Source organism: Vibrio sp. NH-UV-68, from assembly GCF_042940635.1.
Classification (GTDB): domain Bacteria; phylum Pseudomonadota; class Gammaproteobacteria; order Enterobacterales; family Vibrionaceae; genus Vibrio; species Vibrio pacinii.
This window is the reverse complement of the sequence record NZ_CP134976.1, coordinates 1,286,242-1,305,885: the sequence shown is the minus strand read 5'-3', so window position 1 is coordinate 1,305,885 and position 19,644 is coordinate 1,286,242. Positions and strand designations below refer to the sequence as shown.

At 44.9% G+C, this 19,644-nt stretch carries 13 protein-coding genes; 5 read left to right on the top strand and 8 right to left on the bottom strand.

Features of this window, described 5'->3' with window-relative positions; genetic code table 11:
* Position 1 precedes the first annotated feature (1 nt).
* From ViNHUV68_RS20050 to ViNHUV68_RS20035, 4 genes are all read left to right on the top strand, one after another.
* Positions 2–1,366 carry a diguanylate cyclase domain-containing protein gene (locus tag ViNHUV68_RS20050; RefSeq protein ID WP_038175996.1) on the top strand — a complete coding sequence of 455 codons (1,365 nt, stop codon included), beginning with the start codon at positions 2–4 and terminating at the stop codon, positions 1,364–1,366.
* A 156-nt stretch (positions 1,367–1,522) separates the two neighbouring features.
* Positions 1,523–2,131 carry a YitT family protein gene (locus ViNHUV68_RS20045; protein WP_391090935.1) on the top strand — a complete coding sequence of 203 codons (609 nt, stop codon included), beginning with the start codon at positions 1,523–1,525 and terminating at the stop codon, positions 2,129–2,131.
* Positions 2,132–2,581: 450 nt separating this feature from the next.
* The gene (locus tag ViNHUV68_RS20040) at positions 2,582–3,727 is read left to right on the top strand and encodes an efflux RND transporter periplasmic adaptor subunit (RefSeq protein ID WP_038175994.1); all 1,146 of its coding nucleotides are present in this window, start codon (positions 2,582–2,584) and stop codon (positions 3,725–3,727) included.
* A gap of 3 nt (positions 3,728–3,730) precedes the next feature.
* Positions 3,731–6,874, top strand: coding sequence for an efflux RND transporter permease subunit (locus tag ViNHUV68_RS20035; RefSeq protein ID WP_391090933.1), 3,144 nt, complete (start codon positions 3,731–3,733; stop codon positions 6,872–6,874).
* Between the two features lie 122 nt (positions 6,875–6,996).
* Here ViNHUV68_RS20035 and ViNHUV68_RS20030 read toward each other — a convergent pair whose 3' ends face one another.
* The 5 genes from ViNHUV68_RS20030 to ViNHUV68_RS20010 form a co-directional block, all read right to left on the bottom strand.
* Positions 6,997–10,098: an efflux RND transporter permease subunit gene (locus ViNHUV68_RS20030; protein WP_391090931.1), complete on the bottom strand. Its 3,102-nt coding sequence runs from the start codon at positions 10,096–10,098 to the stop codon at positions 6,997–6,999.
* Positions 10,095–11,408 carry an efflux RND transporter periplasmic adaptor subunit gene (locus tag ViNHUV68_RS20025; protein WP_038175990.1) on the bottom strand — a complete coding sequence of 438 codons (1,314 nt, stop codon included), beginning with the start codon at positions 11,406–11,408 and terminating at the stop codon, positions 10,095–10,097. Before ViNHUV68_RS20025 ends, ViNHUV68_RS20030 begins: the two co-directional genes overlap by 4 nt.
* 5 nt (positions 11,409–11,413) lie before the next feature.
* Complete coding sequence (locus tag ViNHUV68_RS20020) at positions 11,414–12,055, bottom strand: TetR family transcriptional regulator (RefSeq protein WP_391090929.1); 642 nt, start codon at positions 12,053–12,055, stop codon at positions 11,414–11,416.
* 490 nt (positions 12,056–12,545) lie between these two features.
* On the bottom strand, positions 12,546–12,791 hold the full coding sequence (locus ViNHUV68_RS20015) for an EF-hand domain-containing protein (RefSeq protein WP_391090927.1): 246 nt from the start codon (positions 12,789–12,791) through the stop codon (positions 12,546–12,548).
* Positions 12,792–12,989: 198 nt separating this feature from the next.
* Positions 12,990–15,479, bottom strand: a complete 2,490-nt coding sequence (locus ViNHUV68_RS20010; RefSeq protein ID WP_391090925.1) for a cache domain-containing protein — start codon at positions 15,477–15,479, stop codon at positions 12,990–12,992.
* A gap of 275 nt (positions 15,480–15,754) precedes the next feature.
* Between ViNHUV68_RS20010 and ViNHUV68_RS20005 the strand changes: the two genes are divergently transcribed.
* Positions 15,755–16,687, top strand: a complete 933-nt coding sequence (locus tag ViNHUV68_RS20005) for an endonuclease/exonuclease/phosphatase family protein (protein ID WP_391091879.1) — start codon at positions 15,755–15,757, stop codon at positions 16,685–16,687.
* A gap of 138 nt (positions 16,688–16,825) precedes the next feature.
* Here ViNHUV68_RS20005 and yghU read toward each other — a convergent pair whose 3' ends face one another.
* The 3 genes from yghU to ViNHUV68_RS19990 form a co-directional block, all read right to left on the bottom strand.
* Positions 16,826–17,683 carry a glutathione-dependent disulfide-bond oxidoreductase gene (gene yghU, locus ViNHUV68_RS20000; protein WP_391090923.1) on the bottom strand — a complete coding sequence of 286 codons (858 nt, stop codon included), beginning with the start codon at positions 17,681–17,683 and terminating at the stop codon, positions 16,826–16,828.
* 165 nt (positions 17,684–17,848) lie between these two features.
* The gene (locus ViNHUV68_RS19995) at positions 17,849–18,499 is read right to left on the bottom strand and encodes an HAD family phosphatase (protein WP_038175984.1); all 651 of its coding nucleotides are present in this window, start codon (positions 18,497–18,499) and stop codon (positions 17,849–17,851) included.
* A 521-nt stretch (positions 18,500–19,020) separates the two neighbouring features.
* Entirely contained in the window at positions 19,021–19,638 is a 618-nt protein-coding gene (locus ViNHUV68_RS19990; RefSeq protein WP_391090921.1) for a glutathione S-transferase N-terminal domain-containing protein, read from the bottom strand.
* Between the last annotated feature and the right edge of the window lie 6 nt (positions 19,639–19,644).

Sequence of the window (19,644 nt, the reverse complement as noted above, 5' to 3'; positions counted from 1 at the left end):
CATGCTTGATTCGATGTTTAAGAAGATGTTTGTTCTGTCGACGACGACGATGCTACTGACGCTTTTTATTGTGGTGTCGTTTACTAAAATTCATGCCGAGCATAAAGCAACCAAGACCGATTTGGATCAAGTGATTGATCTGCAGCTTAGTGTCGATTTATTACGTAGCCAACTATGGGCGTTTATGCAGTTTCGAGATCAGCCGAGTTTAAATCAGGTCGAGCTTGCCCAAGCGGATCTGGCGACTAAGTTTACGGCCTACAAAAATAAACACATCCAATTGGATAACTTGCAGCGAATGAATAGCAGTTTGATTAATCTTCTAGGCCAAGAGAAGGCGTTGTTTTTTAACAATTTCAATGATAGTAGCCCAGCCATACAAACGGCTTTAGATACTCGAGCACTGCTGCAATCTCGTTATAACATGATCATGCAGAATATGACGGAAGAACTCGCTTATATTCATAGGCAAGTGCTCAACAAGAATACCATCAATTTACAAAACGTGATGGGCACGGCTGCGGTATGGTTAATTGCCTGTTCTTTGCTGGTCAGTGGGGTCGCTTGGTTGATTCTATTTAGGTTTAGAGCGGGAGCCGGAGCAATGAAGAAAGCGATCCTCGACTTAGCGAGTGGGCAACTAGATACCAAAGTAGAAAATGTCAAAATGGACAGTGAATTCAGAGTGATATCGAGATTCTTTAATCAGATGACGGCATCTTTACGCCAGTCTACGGTTACCAAGCAAGAGTTAGAAGAAGAGGTCAAGCGTCAGACCATGCAGTTACATAAAAAACAGCAGCAACTACTATTTTTGTCTGAACACGATCCTTTAACTAATTTGATGAACCGCAGAGCGTTTGATAAACAGTTAGAGAGCGCATTAATTAAAGCCAATCGTACTGAGCGAAAATTGGCGTTACTGTTCCTCGATTTGAATGATTTTAAACAGGTTAACGATACTTATGGACATAATGCAGGCGATATGGTTTTGACGGCCGTTGCACAGCGGTTAACCGATTGTATTCGTGAATCTGATTTTGTTGGCCGCTTAGGGGGAGATGAGTTTGTCGTCTGTTTAGATCTGCTGACCAGTTTCGATGTTGTTAAGCAAAAGGTCGAACAGATAAAAAAATTGGTCAATCAACCCATCTATTATGACGAACGATATTTGCAGGTTAGCGTCAGTGTTGGTATCAGCCGCTATCCGGATGACAGTAAAAACAAAGACACATTAATGAGTATTGCAGATGAAGCGATGTACTGTGCTAAGGAACGCAATCAGCGTCATCAAGCTCAAGATCCTCCGCTTGAAGATGATGAAGGTGAGGCTAAGGTGGTCAGTATTTCGCTAAATAAACACTAACAAATTGGCGCTGGCTCACAAAAGTGTAAATATTAGTTAACACTGTTGTTAACTTGCCATTTCGACTTCACTCTCGACATCAATATCAATAATAGACATCTTATCCGGGTTTGATTCACCCTTTTTGGTGAGTCGTTAAGGGATAGGAAGCCTAAAATGGATAAAGAACATAGTATGCGCGAAAATTTACTCGCGTTATTGTTGGGTAGTGCCTTAGTTTCACTGGGCGTGATATTTTTTAACAAAGCGGGGTTATTGACAGGTGGAACCGCCGGCCTCGCGATTTTTCTCACTAAGGTCAGCAGTTTTAGTTTCGGTCAGATCTTTTTTGCTTTGAATTTGCCATTTTACCTTCTTTCTGTGGCTCGTATGGGCTGGCGTTTTACCATTAATACCTTTATCGCGGTGTCGATCGTTTCGTTCGCTGTCGATCATCTTCACCACGTGATTGAAATCGCCCGTATTGATACTTTCTATGCGGCACTGATTGGTGGTGGGCTGATCGGGATTGGGATGTTGGTTATTTTCCGCCATAAGATGAGTTTAGGCGGTTTTAATATTCTGGCATTGTTCCTTCAAGAACGTTTCGGTATTCGAGCGGGTAAGGTTCAAATGGCGCTCGATTGTACCATCGTGGTGTTATCACTGTTTATCGTTGATCTTTCACTGATTTTGCTATCGGTGATGGGCGCTGTGGTAACGAATTTAATTTTGGCCATGAATCACAAACCAGGCCGCTATCAACCCAAGCCGTCCGCGGCGTAAGCGGCCATCGTTGAAAAGGCTTAGCATTGCTAAGCCTTTTTATTTGACGAGCGCTCTGGAGTTTCAACCACATCGCTTCTAGAGCAACGCCCCCCATCTTGAGTGTCATACCCCTTAAATTGTTTGTAATAATCGCAAGGTAAATTTGACTAACAAATGACTACATTCACCATGTGAATTAGTTGACCAGTCGAGGCCTATTCTTAAGTAGCTGTAAATGTTGGACAAATAGTTGGTCTACGACTTGCTTGGGTGACTTTGTGTTATTTGTTTTAAAAATTACTTGCTCGATAATGAGAATGGATAAACTGATTGTATAAAATCATCCTGGTCAATGGATAAATTGGTCTGATTTGGTGTCACACGTAAGTTCATTCGTATAACCATACTATTAGAGCCCGCTACTTAAGGCGGCATTTTACAAGCATTACAGACAGATAAGGAACTCACATGATGAGTAAGTCGTTACGTTGGCTACTGCCTTTTGTTGTTTTGGGCGGCGCTTATGCAGGCTATTCAGCGATTGCCTCCAGTGCACCTGATCCCCTGAAGAGTAAACCACCCAAAGCGCCACCAGTGGTTCAAGTTGCCAAAGCACAATCAAGCAATCATAAAGTAGTGATTACCGGCCATGGTGAATTAAGGCCTGTTGAAGTCACTCAACTTTCAGCGCAGGTATCTGGCGAGGTAATTAGCTGGCACCCTAATTTCCTTGTTGGCGGTGTTGTCGAACGTGGTGAAGTGCTCTTTACTATCGAAAGTGATAACTACCAAGCTGCGGTACTTCAAGCACAAGCCGAACTTGCCAGTGCACAAGCGGCGCTAATCGAAGAGCGAGCGCGTGCAGAAGTGGCAAAACGCCAAGCGCAAAACCTCCCTAAAAATCAGGTCACGGATCTATATCTACGAAAACCGCAACTATTGAGTGCTGAAGCGCAACTTAAATCGGCTCAAGCGTCACTTAAACGCGCCAAGCGTGATTTAGCCAACTGTGAGGTTGTGGCACCTTATGATGCGTTGGTGGTTGAGAAATCGATTGGAGTTGGTCAGTTTATCTCAGCAGGAGGACACGTTGCGACGTTAAATAATGTTGAAGCCGGAGAGGTGCATATCCCTATTGCGGGCTTTGACAGTGCGTTTCTGCCAACCAACTTTGCTGGTTTACCCGCACGTGTTATTCAACGAGGGATCAGTAGCACTCAACGTCAAGGTGTTATCGATCGCGATTTGGGGATTGTCGATAGTAGCACCCGTATGACAAGTTTGGTGATACGCGTTGATGACCCTTATGCGGTCAATAGCGAGCAGTTTCCCATCCAGTTTGGCTCTTATGTTGAAGTGCAATTTACCGGTAAGGAGCTCAAGCACATCTACCGATTGCCGCAAGAATTGGTCAATAACCGCCAAGTCTGGGTGGTCAATCAAGACAATCAACTTGAGCCAAGGACCGTCAATGTATTGCGAGCAGAAAAAGAGTTCATGCTGATCAATCAAGGCTTGAGTGATGACGATCAGATAGTGATTACCGTTCCCGAGTATCCTCAGCAAGGGCTAGCAGTCACTGTTGCCGATATCGTCAGTACTAATCAGGACTAAAGTATGCACGAGACCAAACAAACAGGCTTAATCGCGTATTTTGCCAATAACCCAGTCGCGGCAAATTTGCTGATGGTGTTCGTATTGATCGTTGGTACCGTCAGTTTCTTCTTCATTCAAAGGCAAATGTTTCCCAACATTGAGGTGAACTACATCAATGTCAGTGCTCAATACCCAGGGGCGTCTCCCCAAGAGGTCGAAGAGAGCATATTAATTAAGTTAGAAGAGTCACTTAAAGACGTTACCGGAATTAAGAAAGCGGTCTCGAGTGCTAACCGTGGCAGCGGCAATATTGAACTCGAAATCAACGTTGATGAAGACATTGATGATGTATTGGTCAAGGTTAAACAGAAGATTGACGCGGTCTCGAACTTGCCAGCGAGTATGGAGCCGATCCAAGTTTATCAGTATGAATTTCGTCAAGATGTCATAGAAATGGCGCTGGTGGGCGATCGCAGTCTACTTGAGTTAAAACCGATTGCAAAACAGATTGAAGACGAGTTATTACAGCTGGGCAATGTAGCGTTGGTGGAGCTTGGCGCACCAAATTATGAAATTGCTATTGAAGTAGAGCCGCGTGTATTACAAAAATATAGCCTCACATTGAATGATGTGGTCAATGCTATTCAACGTTATTCTGCTAACTATTCGGCAGGTGAAGTGCGAACTAATGCCGGCATGATTTCTGTACGTATCGAGAATCAGTTTTATCGCGGTGAGCAATTTCGCGATATTCCGGTCAAAATCGGTGCCAATGGTGGCAAAGTTCTGTTGCAAGATATCGCAACGATAAAAGACGGATTTACTGAAGATGACCGCTATTTTAAGTACTCGGGTCAAAATGCGATGTATTTATCGGTGAAGGCGACCAAGGACCAAAACATGGTCACGGTTGCAGACACCGTCAAAGCGTATATCGAACAAAAAAATCAAACCTTGCCAGCGGACTTACAGATCAAAACGTTGGTCGACATGACCTACTACTTGAATGCCCGTCTCGACATGATGTTGAAGAACTTGCTGCAAGGGGCGGTGTTGGTTGCATTGATGTTGAGCTTGTTCTTGCGAGTTAAACTGGCGATGTGGGTAATGATAGGACTACCAGTCTGTTTCTTAGGCGCGGTGATGATCATGCCTGCGATCGGTGTCAGCATTAACATCGTCTCGTTGTTTGCTTTTATCATGGTTCTTGGGATTGTTGTCGATGATGCGATCGTAATTGGTGAAAGTGCCTACAGTGAAATCGAGAAAAAGGGTGGCGGGGTCGAAAATGTCGTGCGTGGTGTCAAGCGGGTAGCCACACCAGCGACTTTTGGCGTATTAACCACCATGGCCGTTTTTGCACCATTTCTGATGTCGAAAGGCATTGAACGGGCATTTTTCTTCGGTATTGCCGCGATCGTGATCCTTTGTCTGCTATTTAGTTTGATTGAATCGAAATTGATTCTTCCGGCACATTTAGCGCATTCTCATTTTAGTCCGATTAAGAAAGGCAGTTGGCGCGACCGATTTAACACTCGCTTTTTTAGCTTTGTTTATGGGCCATACCAACGCTTCGTTGAACTGTGTACCTATTGGCGCTGGAGTGTGTTAGCCAGTTTTACTGCCATTCTTGTGCTTAGCGTGGCGTTAGTGATGGCGAATTATGTGCGTATCGTCCCGTCGCCGAAAGTGCCGCATGATTTTCCGAGCATTAAGCTGGTGATGAATGACAATATTTCTAGCCAACAAACCATCGCAGCACTCAAGCTGATTGAGTCAACTGTCATGGCCGTCGACCAAGAGATAGAGCAACAGACCGGGCAAAAAATGGTGCGTGATATTCTGACTTTCAGCCAAGGCCGCAAAGAGGGGTCGTTAGTGATACCTTTGGTGGATGAAGAACTGAGACCATTTGACACTTTTGAACTTGCAAGACGCTGGCGCGAGAACATTCCAACCATACCCGGAATGAAGACTTTCACCGTGTCCGATAACGTCAACGATAATGGCAAAGGTGATGAGTTTGGATTCCTGCTGTACGGCTCAGATATTGACTCTCTTAATGAAGCTGGGCGCGCGTTAATCCTTGCCCTGCAACAGCAGCAAGGCTTGTTTGATATCTCTTCATCGATTGATACTGGCAGTCAAGAGGTGCAACTTTCATTAGCGCCAGTGGCTTATAATCTTGGCTTAGATCTGTTTGATATTGCGACTCAAGTTGGTGGCAGTTTTTACGGCGGTGAGGCGGAACGAGTACTGCGTGATGGTGAAGAGGTCAGAGTGATGGTTCGTTACCCTCAATTAACGCGCGAGGCATTTTCGTCTCTGCGTTATGCGGTGATAACCACTCCCGATGGCAAAAAGGTCATGCTCGGTGACGTGGTTGAAATCAAACAAAAGCCGGGCGTGAGTAGTATTCGACGCGAAGAGGGTTATCGCAGTGTTTACGTTTATGGATCCATTGATGAAGAACGAGTGGAGCCTAACGCGATTGTCGAGCGAGTGACTAGCGAAATTATGCCTGATATTCTGGCTGGTTATCCGGGCGTTAAAAGTGAGCTTGGCGGCACGATTGAAGAGCAACAAGCGCAGCAAAGCGAACAGATTATCTTCTTCGTCGCTGGGATGATCTTGGTCTACATTTTGTTGGCCGTGCCACTGAAAAGCTACACACAACCACTGATTATTATGTCAGTGATTCCATTTAGCTTAACTGGAGCCATTTGGGGTCACTATTGGTTTGGTCTTGATCTGAGCATGATGTCGACCTTTGGCTTGATTGCTGCCGCCGGGGTGGTAGTTAATGACTCATTAGTGATGACTGACTATGTCAATCAGGTTAGAAAAGAGGGCGTCAACACTAAGCAAGCGGTTATTGAGGCGGGCTGCGCGCGGTTTAGGGCCATCATTCTGACATCGATTACGACCTTTGTTGGTGTGTTGCCGATTATGTTTGAAACTAGCCTGCAAGCACGTTTCGTCATCCCAATGGCAGTCGCCCTTGGTTTTGCAGTGTTGTTCGCCACCTTGCTGACATTGGTGTTGGTGCCTTGTTTGTATCTGATCTTAGAAGACATCAAAGCACTGTTCACTAAGCTTAAGAGCCTTATGTTGCGTCGTCGTTACCCGACGCAACAAACGCTAGATCAATCCTCAGGTCAGTAGACCCACTGGTTATGTAGCAATGTTTTTTAAAGGGTTCTTTAAGGGAAACGGATGACTTTAAATTAGGCTGTCAAATCGCAACCGTGAGGTCAAAAGAGCCAGAAAATTCTGGCTCTTTTGATTTAAATCTCTTGATGCTTATGGACTAAGCCAAAATCGGCCAGCACGGCGTACGCGGCTGGGATCATAAACAGCACCAGCAGTGTCGAGGCGAAGATGCCAAACACGATCGAGATGACCAGTGGTTGAATTACTTGTGCCTGCAAACTGGTTTCAGTCAGCAGTGGCAATAAACCTGCTGCGGTTGTCATTGATGTCAAAAACACCGCTCGAAAACGTTCGCGGCTGGCTTTGACGACAGAGTCATGGACGCTGTCTCCCTCATCAACGTGATGGCGGATGTACTGAACTAACAGTATTGAGTCGTTGACGACGATCCCGGCGAGTGAGACAAACCCCATCATACTCGGCATGCTCAGCGAATGTCCGAGCAAAATATGTCCCCAAACTACGCCGATAAAGGCGAGCGGGATGGCAAGCATAACCACCACTGGCTCTAGGTAGCTTCTAAATTGGTAACTCAAAATAGCAAAGACACCAAATAGGCCTAACAAAAAGCCTTTGCCCATTGAAGCGCCAGTTTCTGCGGTGTCTTTTGCTTCACCTTCAAAATCAAAACGTAACCCTGGGTATTTGGCGAGAAGTTTGGGCGCCTCTTCACGTTGAAATTGAGCAATAATCGCGGTGGAGTTGGCTTTACTGTTGTCGATATCGCCAAAAACGCTAATGGTACGTAATCCATCTATCCGTTGAATTCGCACGTAGTTACGTTGAAAGCTCAATGTTGCGATGGTCGCCAGTGGAATCTGGCTGCCACTGGTCATAATAATAGGGAAGTTAGCCAGTTGTTGTAGATCGCCAGCTTGGATCTTATCTAGGCGGACATCAATGGTGATGTTTTCAATGCCGACTTGTATTTCGTCTGCGGTTTGACCAAAGAATGCCGCCCGAAGCTGACTGGCAATCATCTGTCCGTTGACGCCATAACTCTCTGCTCCTGGGCGCAATTTAACCAACACTTCCTCTTTACCCATTCGCATATCATCCAAGATTCCGTGAACACCATCGAACTGATTAAGGTATTGTTGGATATCTATAGAAGCGGCCTTGAGTTGATCAAGATCATGATGTTTAGCTCGAATCTCGATCGCACGACCGCCAGGGCCCATTGTCGGTTGTTTAAATACCAATGAGATTGGGTCGGCTAATTCACCCACGTCATTGCGCCACGCTGTAATAAAGTCATCAATCACAGTGTTACGGCTTTCTGCGCCGAGCAGATCAAGCCTAACGGTTGCAATGTGTGGGCCCGATTCGTTGGCATCCGCGTTGGTATTGAATTGACTGGTGATGTGTTGAATGAGCGGTGCGCCATTTTCAATCCTTGTTGACCACTCCCGGCCAAGCTCGGTTGCCGATAAGACGATCTTATTCACGACAGCTTCTGTTTGCGATAACGATGAGCCTGGCGGTAGAATAATTCTAGCCTCTGCGATATCACCATCCAGTTCGGGAAAGGGTTGAAACTTTAGCAAGCCGCTAGCAATCGTTGCGATAGAGATAAGCAACAGCGCGACAACACTACCTAAAAACGCATAACGAAACTCAACCACTCGTTCAACGCCATTGACTAAGGTGGTGTTGCGAAAGTACTCAAATTTATCGAGTAATTTTTGCTTGAATTTCGCTGTCGGTTTGTCGCTTTTTTGTTTGTGTAATGAGTGAGATAAGTGGTTTGGTAGAATTAAAAAGGCTTCGACCAAGCTCAACGTTAACACCAGTATTAATACTTGGGGAACGGCTTTGAGCACCGCACCCATCTCGCCTTCTAAAAATAACAAGCTGCCAAAAATACAAACTGTGGTAAGAAACGAGGAAATCACACCCGGAAGTACTTTTTTTACGCCCTTTACGACTGCGTCATCGATCTCTTCACCGCGGTCGAGGTGGGCGGCGATAGATTCGGCGATCACAATGGCATCATCCATCATGATCCCGATAGCCATCAGTAAGCCAACCAACGACATAATATTGATCGAAAGGCCAAGCTGCGCCATTAAAAATAGGCCGCCAAGAAAAGCTACCGGCAGACCTGCCGCCACCCAAAACGAGTAGCGCAGCGAAAAGAATAACCACATGGTGGCAAACACCAAGATGATCCCTTGCCAACCATTACGAACCATCATAGTTAAGCGATCCCAGAGCACTGATGATAAATCGTTGGTCAGTTCTAGTTTGACTCCCATTGGCGCCAGTGCTTGTTGGTCGTTAACAAACTGTTCGACGCGCTCTTTGATTCTGAGTGCATCATCTTCTTTGTTCTTACTCACTTTGAGCAGTGCCGATGGGTGCCCATCAAACAATACTTTCTGCTCATCAAGTTCGAAGCGGTCGGTGATAGTGGCGATATCTTTTAAGCGAATTAATGAACCGTTAGCGCCAGACGCTACCACGATAGTTTCGAGTTGCTGTGGAGTGATACGACGTTCATCAAAGCGAATAAGGAAATTTTTGTCTGGCGTTTCAACATTACCGCTGGGTAATTTAATGTTCTGTCGTCCGATTTGGTCGGCGATGTCTCCGACACTCAAGCCAAGTTGGCGCATGGCTTGCGAGTCAAGCTCAACACTAAATTGATGATCGGAAAACCCTGTAACACTCACCAGTGATACGTCATAGTCTAACTTTAACGTCTGTTTAAGCTGCTCTGCGTATGCTTTTAATTCAGGCCAAGTGGTTTCGGCGGTAATCGCAACATCGACCACAGGTTCATTCCAGTCAAGCTCTTGTACAATGGGTGATTCAATCTCTTGGGGAAAATCGTTGATCGAATTAATTTGGGTTTGCACATCGACCAGCATGCGACCGATGTCTGCTTTCTGATTAAGTTTGAGGATCAGGCGAGCAGAACCTTCAGTGGCTTCACATTGCGTCTCTTCAATATTCGCCAAGCCATCGACGGCATCTTCCATGCGTACACAAATGCTTTCTTCGACCTCTTGTGGTGAAGCGCCGGGATAGACCACGCCCGCCATAATGTATGGGGGATCAAATTCTGGAAAGGTTTCGCGTTTAATATTAGTTAGCGAGGTGACCCCTAGTACCAATAGCCCAAGCATCAGCAGGTTAGCGGCGGTCGGGTGTTTTGCGAAGAATCGAATCATTGCGGTGACTCCCCGTTGTCGGTCGCTTCTTTCAGTGACATACCTTCAATCGCGGGCAACAAGTCATTGATAATTAGCTTGTCCCCTTGCTCTAACTCGCCGTCAATGATCACGTGATTATCTCGGCGATATAACACGTCAACAGATTTGAATACGAGGCGGTTGTCCGCGTCCATCAGATAAATGGTGTCACCATGCAAAGCACGTTCAGGGATCACCCAGCTTGGATTGGCTTGACCTTCGATAGTGGCGCGAACGAACATACCATTCACTAGCGGCGGTGCATTGGTCGGATCAAGATGGCGATAATCTTGGGCGATTTCTAAAATTACTCCTGCGGTGGCTTGATTAGGGTCTACCGTTTCACTAATACGACTTACTTTCGCCGGCCAGGTTGCGTGTAAGTTACCGCTGCTTAAATCAATACTGGCGTTAATAAAAGTCATGTCAGGTCGAGGAATGCCAGACTCATCGCGACTAATTTCACCCAAACTTGACGCGAGGGTTTGCATATCATGAATAGAGAGCTGTGCTTCGACTTCCATGACCGCCATCCCATGCGCACTGACCATGGTTTGTTGAAGATTAACCACCTGATCTTGCTCAATATCGACAGACGCGATACGCAGATCATAGGGCAGGGTAATAATGGTTTTGCTTAATGAGCGCTTTGCCTCATCGACTTTGGAGGTGTTCACTTTTACGAGTGCTTGGGCAACCCGTTTTTCATCGGGAAGCAAGGCGATTTGGTTTTCAATATCTTGGACCAATTTGCGTTGTGATAATGCGCTTTGTTGTTGTTGATCGACATCCGATTGTGAGTTGAGCCCTTTCTTGCGCAGGTTGAGCTTTCGCTCCAGTTCTTTGTTTGCGATCTCAAGTCGATTGCGTTCAATCTCTAAGGTCAGTTTAAGATTGCTCTCTTCTTGGCTCAACTTTGCCAGAGATGTTTGCGCCGAGGTCAAATCTGCCTGAGCCTGAACTAGCTTAAGTTCATAGTCGAGGGGATCAATGCGTAAGATCTCGGTGCCTGCTTTCAGTACCTGACCTTTTTCTAATTCAGGGTGACGGTAAACCACCTTTCCGCTCACCTCGGCGATGGCTTTCCACTCAATTTTTGGCGTGATTTTACCAAAGCCAATTGCTACTGGTGCGATGGCGCGTAAATTCAGCGGTATGGTCTCAACTAACCGAGCGCGATCGCTAGCTGGCTTAACGGGTAGATCCGGTTTTAATGCGACAGCAGTGAGTAAAACCACAACGCCAATAGTGACGGCGGGGAAAAACAGTAGCTTTTTATTTATTTTCATCGTGACTATTCCTGGTTGTCGCCGGTTTGAAGAAATCCATGGGTCATTAATTTAATATTGTGTTCAAGCAATTGGTTAAGAAAGGTTTCGTTTATCTCAATACCATGAATCGCTAACAAAGCCGGTGGGGCAATAAAGGGAAACACCATTAAGCTAATGTAAGAAACCCGACACAATTGTGGGTCTGCATCCTTTCGGAGAATACCGCTGCCAATAAAATGTTCGAACATCATTTTTTGCAGCGGTTGGCTGATATCGATGAATACTTTCTCAAGCAACTTACGTTGGGTTTCTGAAGGGTTCATATTCATCACTTGCGCAATAAGGCGCGGGAACTGAGGTACCTTCACCATCTCGTGATAATAAGTTTTCATCAGGTCTAAAAAATTCTTTTGTGAACTCTCTTTGACTAGCAACTGCATCTGGCGCTTCATCGGTGCTAAGGTTTCACGCAGCATAGTTTCAAATAATCCTTCTTTGCTGCCAAAGTAATAGCGAATCATGGCGGCATTGACCTCGGCTCGATTCGCGATCAAACGGATGGAAACCTTTTCATAGGCCATGACCATGAAGAGTTCGCGAGCGTGGTGAATAAGCGCTTGTCTGACATCAACTGGTTTGCTGGGGCGACCTACTTTGCGATTCAAGGTATTGCTCTCAAATATTAATCGATGGTTAATTATAGTGTGCGCTTGAGCGGTGTGATATGACATAAATTAATCGATATTTAATCAAATGATTAATTTCTAGTGTGTGTGGCTAAAATGTGACGCTCAAGAAAGAAAAACCCATACAGTGGGCAACCGTATGGGCAAAAAATGGGCAACAATTCTTTATGATTGTTTGGAGATTGTTGGTCCAATATCCTTATCTTAACTGTTATCAACTCACTTCGGTCTTTAAAGGAAGTTTATATCAGTGTAACCAATGCTGCTTAAAGTAACACTTTTGTCACGAGTGGTTAAATAGTAAAAATGGAAAGATAACTTTCATTAATTGTAAGTTCGGGCTACAGCATTGGTCCGATAACCGAGGGCAAAGCTGTGCTGACACCGCCTATCTCAGTGAGTCGTGATAACTGATATTCAAGCAGAGATAATAAGGCAGAGAGGCGTGTTTGGCCTCTCTGTCATAGGGTTATGAATTTGGACGTCTCATAAACCCACGGTGAGATTGGAACTCTTGCATATCAATCAACTGATCTTGGTTGGTGTCTATCAGTTCAAACATTTGCTCACTCTGAGTCGCGTTTTTCATTAAACGCCCCTCGGCTTGACGCGCTTGTTGTCTTGCTTGCAGGAATTGTTCAAATTCTTGCTGAGAAATGAATCCGTCTTGATTAAGGTCAATATCAGTGAATACAGGGGGTTGTTGCATGCTCATTGGGCCGTTCCCTTTCGCTTGGAGCGCAAACGGTATTGAAAGTGAGACAGTGACGAGCAAAGCAGATACGAGATAGCGTTTCATGGCATCCTCCGGTCATTTAGGTTTCACTTTAAGTATACGCTCAAATAACCATTAAAAGTGTAAGGTTATGTAAAGGTGCCATTGACGTGCCCATTCTCTTAATAGTAAGACACATTATGTCTCTATGTTGATCGGAGAATATTTTTGCGCAAGTTGATCTGCGTTAATCGGGCGCTCAATAAGATAGCCTTGTAACACGTCACAACCATAATCGATCAAAACCTGTTTTTGTGCTTCAGTTTCGACCCCCTCGGCAACGATCCTCATCTTAGCTGATTTCCCGATGGCAATAATGGCTTTAACCAAGGAGTCGCTATGCTCTGAGCTGAGCATTTTATCAACGAAGACGCGGTCAATTTTGAGCTCATCTAACGACAAACTGCTCAAATAACTGAGTGATGAGTAGCCAGTGCCGAAGTCATCCAGTGAAATGGTAAAACCAAGCTCTTTAAGTTGGTTGATAATAGGGCCTGCTTTGGGTAAGTCACTAATTAAAACATTTTCAGTTATCTCTAAGGTGATCCTACGATTAGCAAGTTTGTGTTTGGCAACCACAGTACTCAACTCATGGACAAAACCATCACACATCAGCTGAGCAGGCGAAATATTGATAGACAACATCAAGTTATGCTGTGGAGATGGAAACATGTGGCTGAATTCCTCGCACGCTTTATCGAGGACGAAGCGACCAAGCTCACCAATTAAGCCAATCTCTTCAGCCAATGAAATAAACTCAAGTGGAGAGACATGGCCCAATTGACGGTTATACCAACGAACTAATGCCTCTGCGCCGTAGATCTCACCGCTGTCGGCATAAACTTGAGGTTGGTAGACAAGAGATAACTCATTACGCTCTATCGCGCCGCGTAGCTCTCTTTCTAATAGGAAATCATACTGAACTTGTTTGTTAATGGATGAGTCAAAGAACAGAACATCGCCTTTTTGACGAGCTTTCGATTTGTAGAGCACAATATCGGCTTTAGAGATTAGTGCCTCTGGATCATCGCCATCGCTTGGAAACATTGACACACCAATTGAGCAACTGGCAAACAAGACTTTGCCATCGATGACAAATTGTTGTTTAAAGACGGATTTTATTTGCTCAACTTTCACTTTGGCTTCGGCAAGATTATTTAAACCCGCAAAGCAGAAAATAAACTCATCACCGCCAAATCGGGCGACATAATCATTAGGGCCGATGAAGGCTTCAAATTTATGACTTATTTCACTTAGTAACTTGTCACCGGCAGAATGGCCGTAGAGGTCGTTAACTTTTTTGAAGTCATCAAGGTCAACGAACATAACCGCTAGTTGCTGACAGTTGTGACTAGAATGCGCTATGCCTTGGACGATTTTATGGTGTAATTGAGAACGATTGGGCAGACCAGTCAGTTCGTCATGATTGGCCAAAAACTCTAGCTTGTCTTTGGTGGTTTGAAGGCGCGCAAAGTCGCGGTTGATACGTATTTCGAAACGTTTAAAGCGCGCGGCAATCATGCGGCTCAGCGCAATAGAAAATACGCCGACAAACAGTATCGTCACCAGTCCAATTGCGATCATCTGTTGCATGCTTTGCTGCTGCTCTTGCTTGATGATTTCTTCACGTTGTGCAAGATATCGCTGGCTGAGCTCATCATATACACCAGCGCCGATAGTCCAGCCCCAGCTTGGGTCTTGTATTACATAGCTGGTCTTCGCTAGGTTGGTCAGTTCCGCTGGGCCTATCGGTGCTATGTAATGGACCAGCTCCTGATCGGCTGACATGAGCTTCTTTACACCGCTAATATTGGCTTCACTTCCCACTTGCAATGCGTTTTGACCTAATAGGTCTTGATTGATGTGCGAGAGAATCGTTCCATCTTTGTCTAAAACAAAAATATAGCCAAACTCACCAAAGCGAAGATTCGTTAACCAATAAAGCACCGTTGCCTTGATGTCGTTTTCCACGTCGACCACGTAATCACCGGTTCCGATAAACCAGTCATAGGGTTCGAAGTACTTACCGAAGCCTATTTTTTCGAACTCTTTATTTTTATTGTCCGGTTTAACAAACCACCAGCGATAAAAGGCTTCACCGCTTGATTTTACCTGTTCACCCATTTCACGAACAATATAACTACCACGAACGTCTTTAAAGTCCCACAGAGAGGTGCCTTCGACTCGTGGTAGAAGAGGGTGCATGATACTCATACCCTCAGTTTTATAGATGAAAAAGTAACCACGGCCATTATTGAAACGGATATCACGTAAAGCGTCGGTGATAAGCTTAGTGACTTGCTCTTCTGGCAAGTGCTTGTTGTTTTGATACAACCGAGTGGCGATGTTGTGTGCTTCGTAGATGCGCGCTTGAATGGTGCTCTCAAGTTGTTGCTCTGTTTGAGCGCGTGCGTGGGTTATCTGTTGTTGGACATAATCGACTCGGTTGGTCAACGTAACAAACTGGCGCTGCCTTGCTTCCTCTCTTAGTGACAGCAGCTCTTGTTGGGAACTGAGCACTTGATCTCGTGCGGCAACCAAAACCCAGACCAAAGTAAAAACGGCGACAATCAACGCTGGAGCGTAAGTAATGAGGTTGAGCAACTTCTTGTCGGTGAGTTTGGTCATAGAGCTCCATGAAGATGAAAGATAAGTCGTCGATTTTTGTAATAGTGAGTTATTACATTATTACATTATTACATTATTTGTTAAATGTAGGCGATTGGTTTTAAGAACTTGAAGTAAAGGGCAATAATATGTGTCACTTTTGTGCAGCGTCTCAACTATGAGATGCGGAGTGGGTTGGATGATAGATAAGTTCTGCCCATCATTGTGCAGCATATCCTCTTCTCCACGTCATTTTTGACCCATACTGAAGTGAATAAGTTAGGAGATGGCATTTGATTAAACGTGGACTTATTTGGCTGGTTGTTTTTAGCCCTGCTGTAATCTGGGTGAGCTTAAGCTTTTATGAAGCGGTGTGGTGGATCGAAAACATCGTCGCATTCCCAGCGCTATTTATTGTCACTTACATTGTGTTAGCCGTGGGGATGTTACTTTTAAAGGCTTGGGCACCGTTGATTTTGTGTGGTGTATTGCTGTCGTTTTTTTTACTGCTCAGCCCACACCGCAGTCACCACTTAGTCGCTAACTGCGTGAACTCTATTACGGTCGCGCAATACAACCTTTATTACCAGAACCCAAATATCAACGCGTTGGTTAATCGTCTGCTTACCTCACCCAGTGACTTGGTGGTGTTGCAAGAGGTGGCCCCAGAAGTAGGAGAAAAACTAAAAACACTCGACGACGTTTATCCATATTATTACGGTGGGCAAGAAGGGGTCGGGTACCCATCCAGTCAGATGATTTTGAGCCGCTTTCCTTTAAAGCAGGTATCCGTTTACATGACGCCCGATCAGCAAGCAATTATTCGTGGTTTATGGTACCCAAATACCCAAAAGGCACTCGCTTTTATCGCCGCTCACCCACCATCACCAAGAACAAAGGCTTTATGGTATCGGCGTAATGCGTTGATTCGAACCATTGAATCGCTCATCGATATTTACCCGAATGATGAAATGCTGGTGGTCGGCGATTTTAACCTATCATCCGTCAGTTTACGTTTTAGCAAGATATTACCGAGTTTCCAAACAGCCCCAGTTGCTAGCTGGCCCAATTGGCATCGTAGCATCGATACACCAAGCTTTAGTCAAATCGCGATCGATCACTTGTGGCTAAAAGCTATTCAAACGGGGCGTAAAATTTGCCAACGCCACAGTGATCCGCTGCCTAAAGGCTCGGATCATAAATTCGTGTTAACGACGATAGGTTACTAAAAATGCCAAACTTGTGTTTGGAGTTATGCAGTATGAAGGAGTAGAGCCGCAAAGTGGCCTTTGTTGGCTTTGCTATCTTTGCTGCTCTCTCGTTTGGAGTTAGCACACCACACAAGGGAGTGTGCTAATTTTCAACTATTAAGGTTTACGCTTTAGCACTTCATCAATATCACTAGCATCATGACGTTCAGCCAGCTGTTCCCACTCTTCTCCAAACGTGCGGTTGACGATACGACCACGCTGTACACCTTCTCGAGCTTCAATCTGTTTTGCCCAACGCACAACATGAGTGTAGGCGTCGACTTGCAAAAACTCAGCGGCGTCATAGAGCTTGCCAAGAACGAGATTGCCATACCATGGCCATATGGCCATATCTGCAATGGTATATTCCTCTCCCGCAACATAGCTATGTTTGGCTAATTGTTTATCCAGTACGTCAAGTTGGCGTTTGGCCTCCATGGCGAAGCGATTGATTGGATACTGTTGCTTTTCATCTGCGTATGCGTAGAAATGGCCGAAACCGCCACCTAGAAAAGGCGCTGAACCTTGTGCCCAAAATAACCAGTTAAACGTTTGAGTGCGCGATGGCCCGCTGCTCGGTAAAAACTGGCCGAACTTTTCAGCGAGGTGAACCAAGATAGACGCTGATTCAAATACATTCACCTCTTCGTCTCCCGACTTATCAAGCAAAGCGGGTATTTTCGAATTTGGATTAATTCCCACAAAGCCGGATGAGAATTGGTCCGCTTCACCGATGTTAATCAAGAAGGCATCATACTCGGCTTCTTTAATGCCCAATGCCAACAGCTCCTCAAGCATAATGGTTACTTTTTGGCCATTGGGTGTGCCCAATGAAAAAAGTTGCAGCGCGTGCTTGCCTACGGGGAGATCACGTTCGAAGCGGGCACCTGACTCTGGGCTGTTGATATTCGCCCACTTGTTGCCACCACTGATGTCATTAACCCAAACTTTCGGTGGTACGTATTGGTTTGTCATTGTGAATCCTTTTGCAGTTATTATCTTTCTTTTATTGATATTGGGATCAATAAAGCAGATAAAACCCCGTTTTGCTCGGATTTATTAGAACGCTTGGTTATTGGTCAGCGACAAAGCGGAATAAAGAAAAGTTAAAAGCATGTCGGATGGCCATGCTTATCTTGGCTATGCTGGATGTTTTAAATAGCTAAGTGCATCGTGCAGCGACGGCATGATCATTGGGTTGAGCGCTTTGACCTGTTCACAAGGCTCGACCAGGTCAGGGATTTGGAAGGTGGCCATATTGGCTGCAATGGCACTACGAACGCCGTTGTTAGAATCTTCAAAGGCAATGCACTGCTTAGCATCAACCCCAAGTCGGCTCGCCGCTAATAAATAGATTTCAGGATCTGGTTTACCATTAGAGACTTCACATCCACAGGTTAGGCCGCTGAAATAGTGGCTCAGTTCTGCCAAATCAAGCTTTACCTGCGCCACTTCTCTATGCGTCGATGTCGCAACCACGGCGGGGATATGTTGGGCTTTTAGCCACTCAAGTAGTTCGACAACACCTGCTTTGACCGGAATCGCTTGATGCTTAACGACTGCATCGTACTGGGTGCGCCACTCTTGATGAAGTTTGTCGTAGCTATCCCCATAAGCTTGGCGAAAAATCGTTTCAATTCCGGCAGAATTACGGCCAATAATAGAGAGGTAGGTCTCTTGGTAGAAGGGGACATTGACGCTCTGACAGGCTTGTTTAAATACGCGCATACATAGGCGCTCTGTATCGAGTAATAGGCCATCCATATCAAAGATAGCGGCTTGGAATTTCATAGCAACAGCTTCATCTACAACAAAAGTTACCGCATTTTGGCATACTTACTCGCGATAGTAAAAGCTCCCGATTTGAGTTATCTACTGGGTTAAGGTGATGGTTTCGCTTCGGAATATTCGCATACTCAATCCTAGTTTGTAAGGTGAGTAAACAGTGGCTGCGCTGAAAATGGCGCGGCACTTGATTATTAAAATTGACACCTCAGTATGTATTGAAGGCTTGGTAAGACCTTAGTAGAAAATAAACAGTTCTTTGGTATCAAATAGCTTAAAGAAGTTAAAGTCGCTCATTGCCAGTTCCTTCTATCATTATGCTCATCTAGCAAAGCGCCGATATGCACCTTTGCTCGTATTTTTACTACCTTTGTTAAAGTTAGTGCATGATTGATTATTGCGCCACAAGATTGGTAGATGTTTTACAAACACGATACAAGGCTAAAGGTATTTAGAATAATCGCTTATTGGTATTAAATTGATAGGTGAGAACAATCAATAAGGGGAGCGTGATGCTCCCCTTGATATTAACCGTATTGCGCTTCTAGTTTTTGTGCTTTTTGATAGCCATCATGACTAGCCAGTTGCTTGCTGTAGCGATGGATGTTCGGATAGTGCTCAAGTAACCCAAATTTAGCGAGAATATCAAACACAAATGACATCATGATATCCGCGCCAGTTAAACGCTCCTCAACCAGATATGTCTTTCCTTCGAGTTGTTGTTCAACATAACTCATCACTTTTTTGATTTCTGCATCGGCGTAATCGGCGATAAAGTTAGTTGGAGCGCCATCTTTGGCAATAAAAACTTTTAACAGCAAAGGCAAAATCGCTGAGCTTTCAGCAAAGTGTAACCATTGCAAGTAGTCAATATAGGCTGCACTTTCTTTTTCAGGTGCTAATTTTTTCTGAGCGTACTTGTCAATTAAGTACTCGGTAATAGCACCAGATTCACTGATCACACGGCCGTCTTCTTCAATCACAGGTGATTTACCTAATGGATGCACGGACTTAAGTTCTGGCGGTGCAAGAAAAGTGACACTGTCTCTTTTGTAAGGCACAATTTCATATTCAAGGCCTAACTCTTCAAGCAACCAAATAATGCGCATTGAACGTGATTGGTTGAGGTGATGAAGTTTAATCATGTTGGT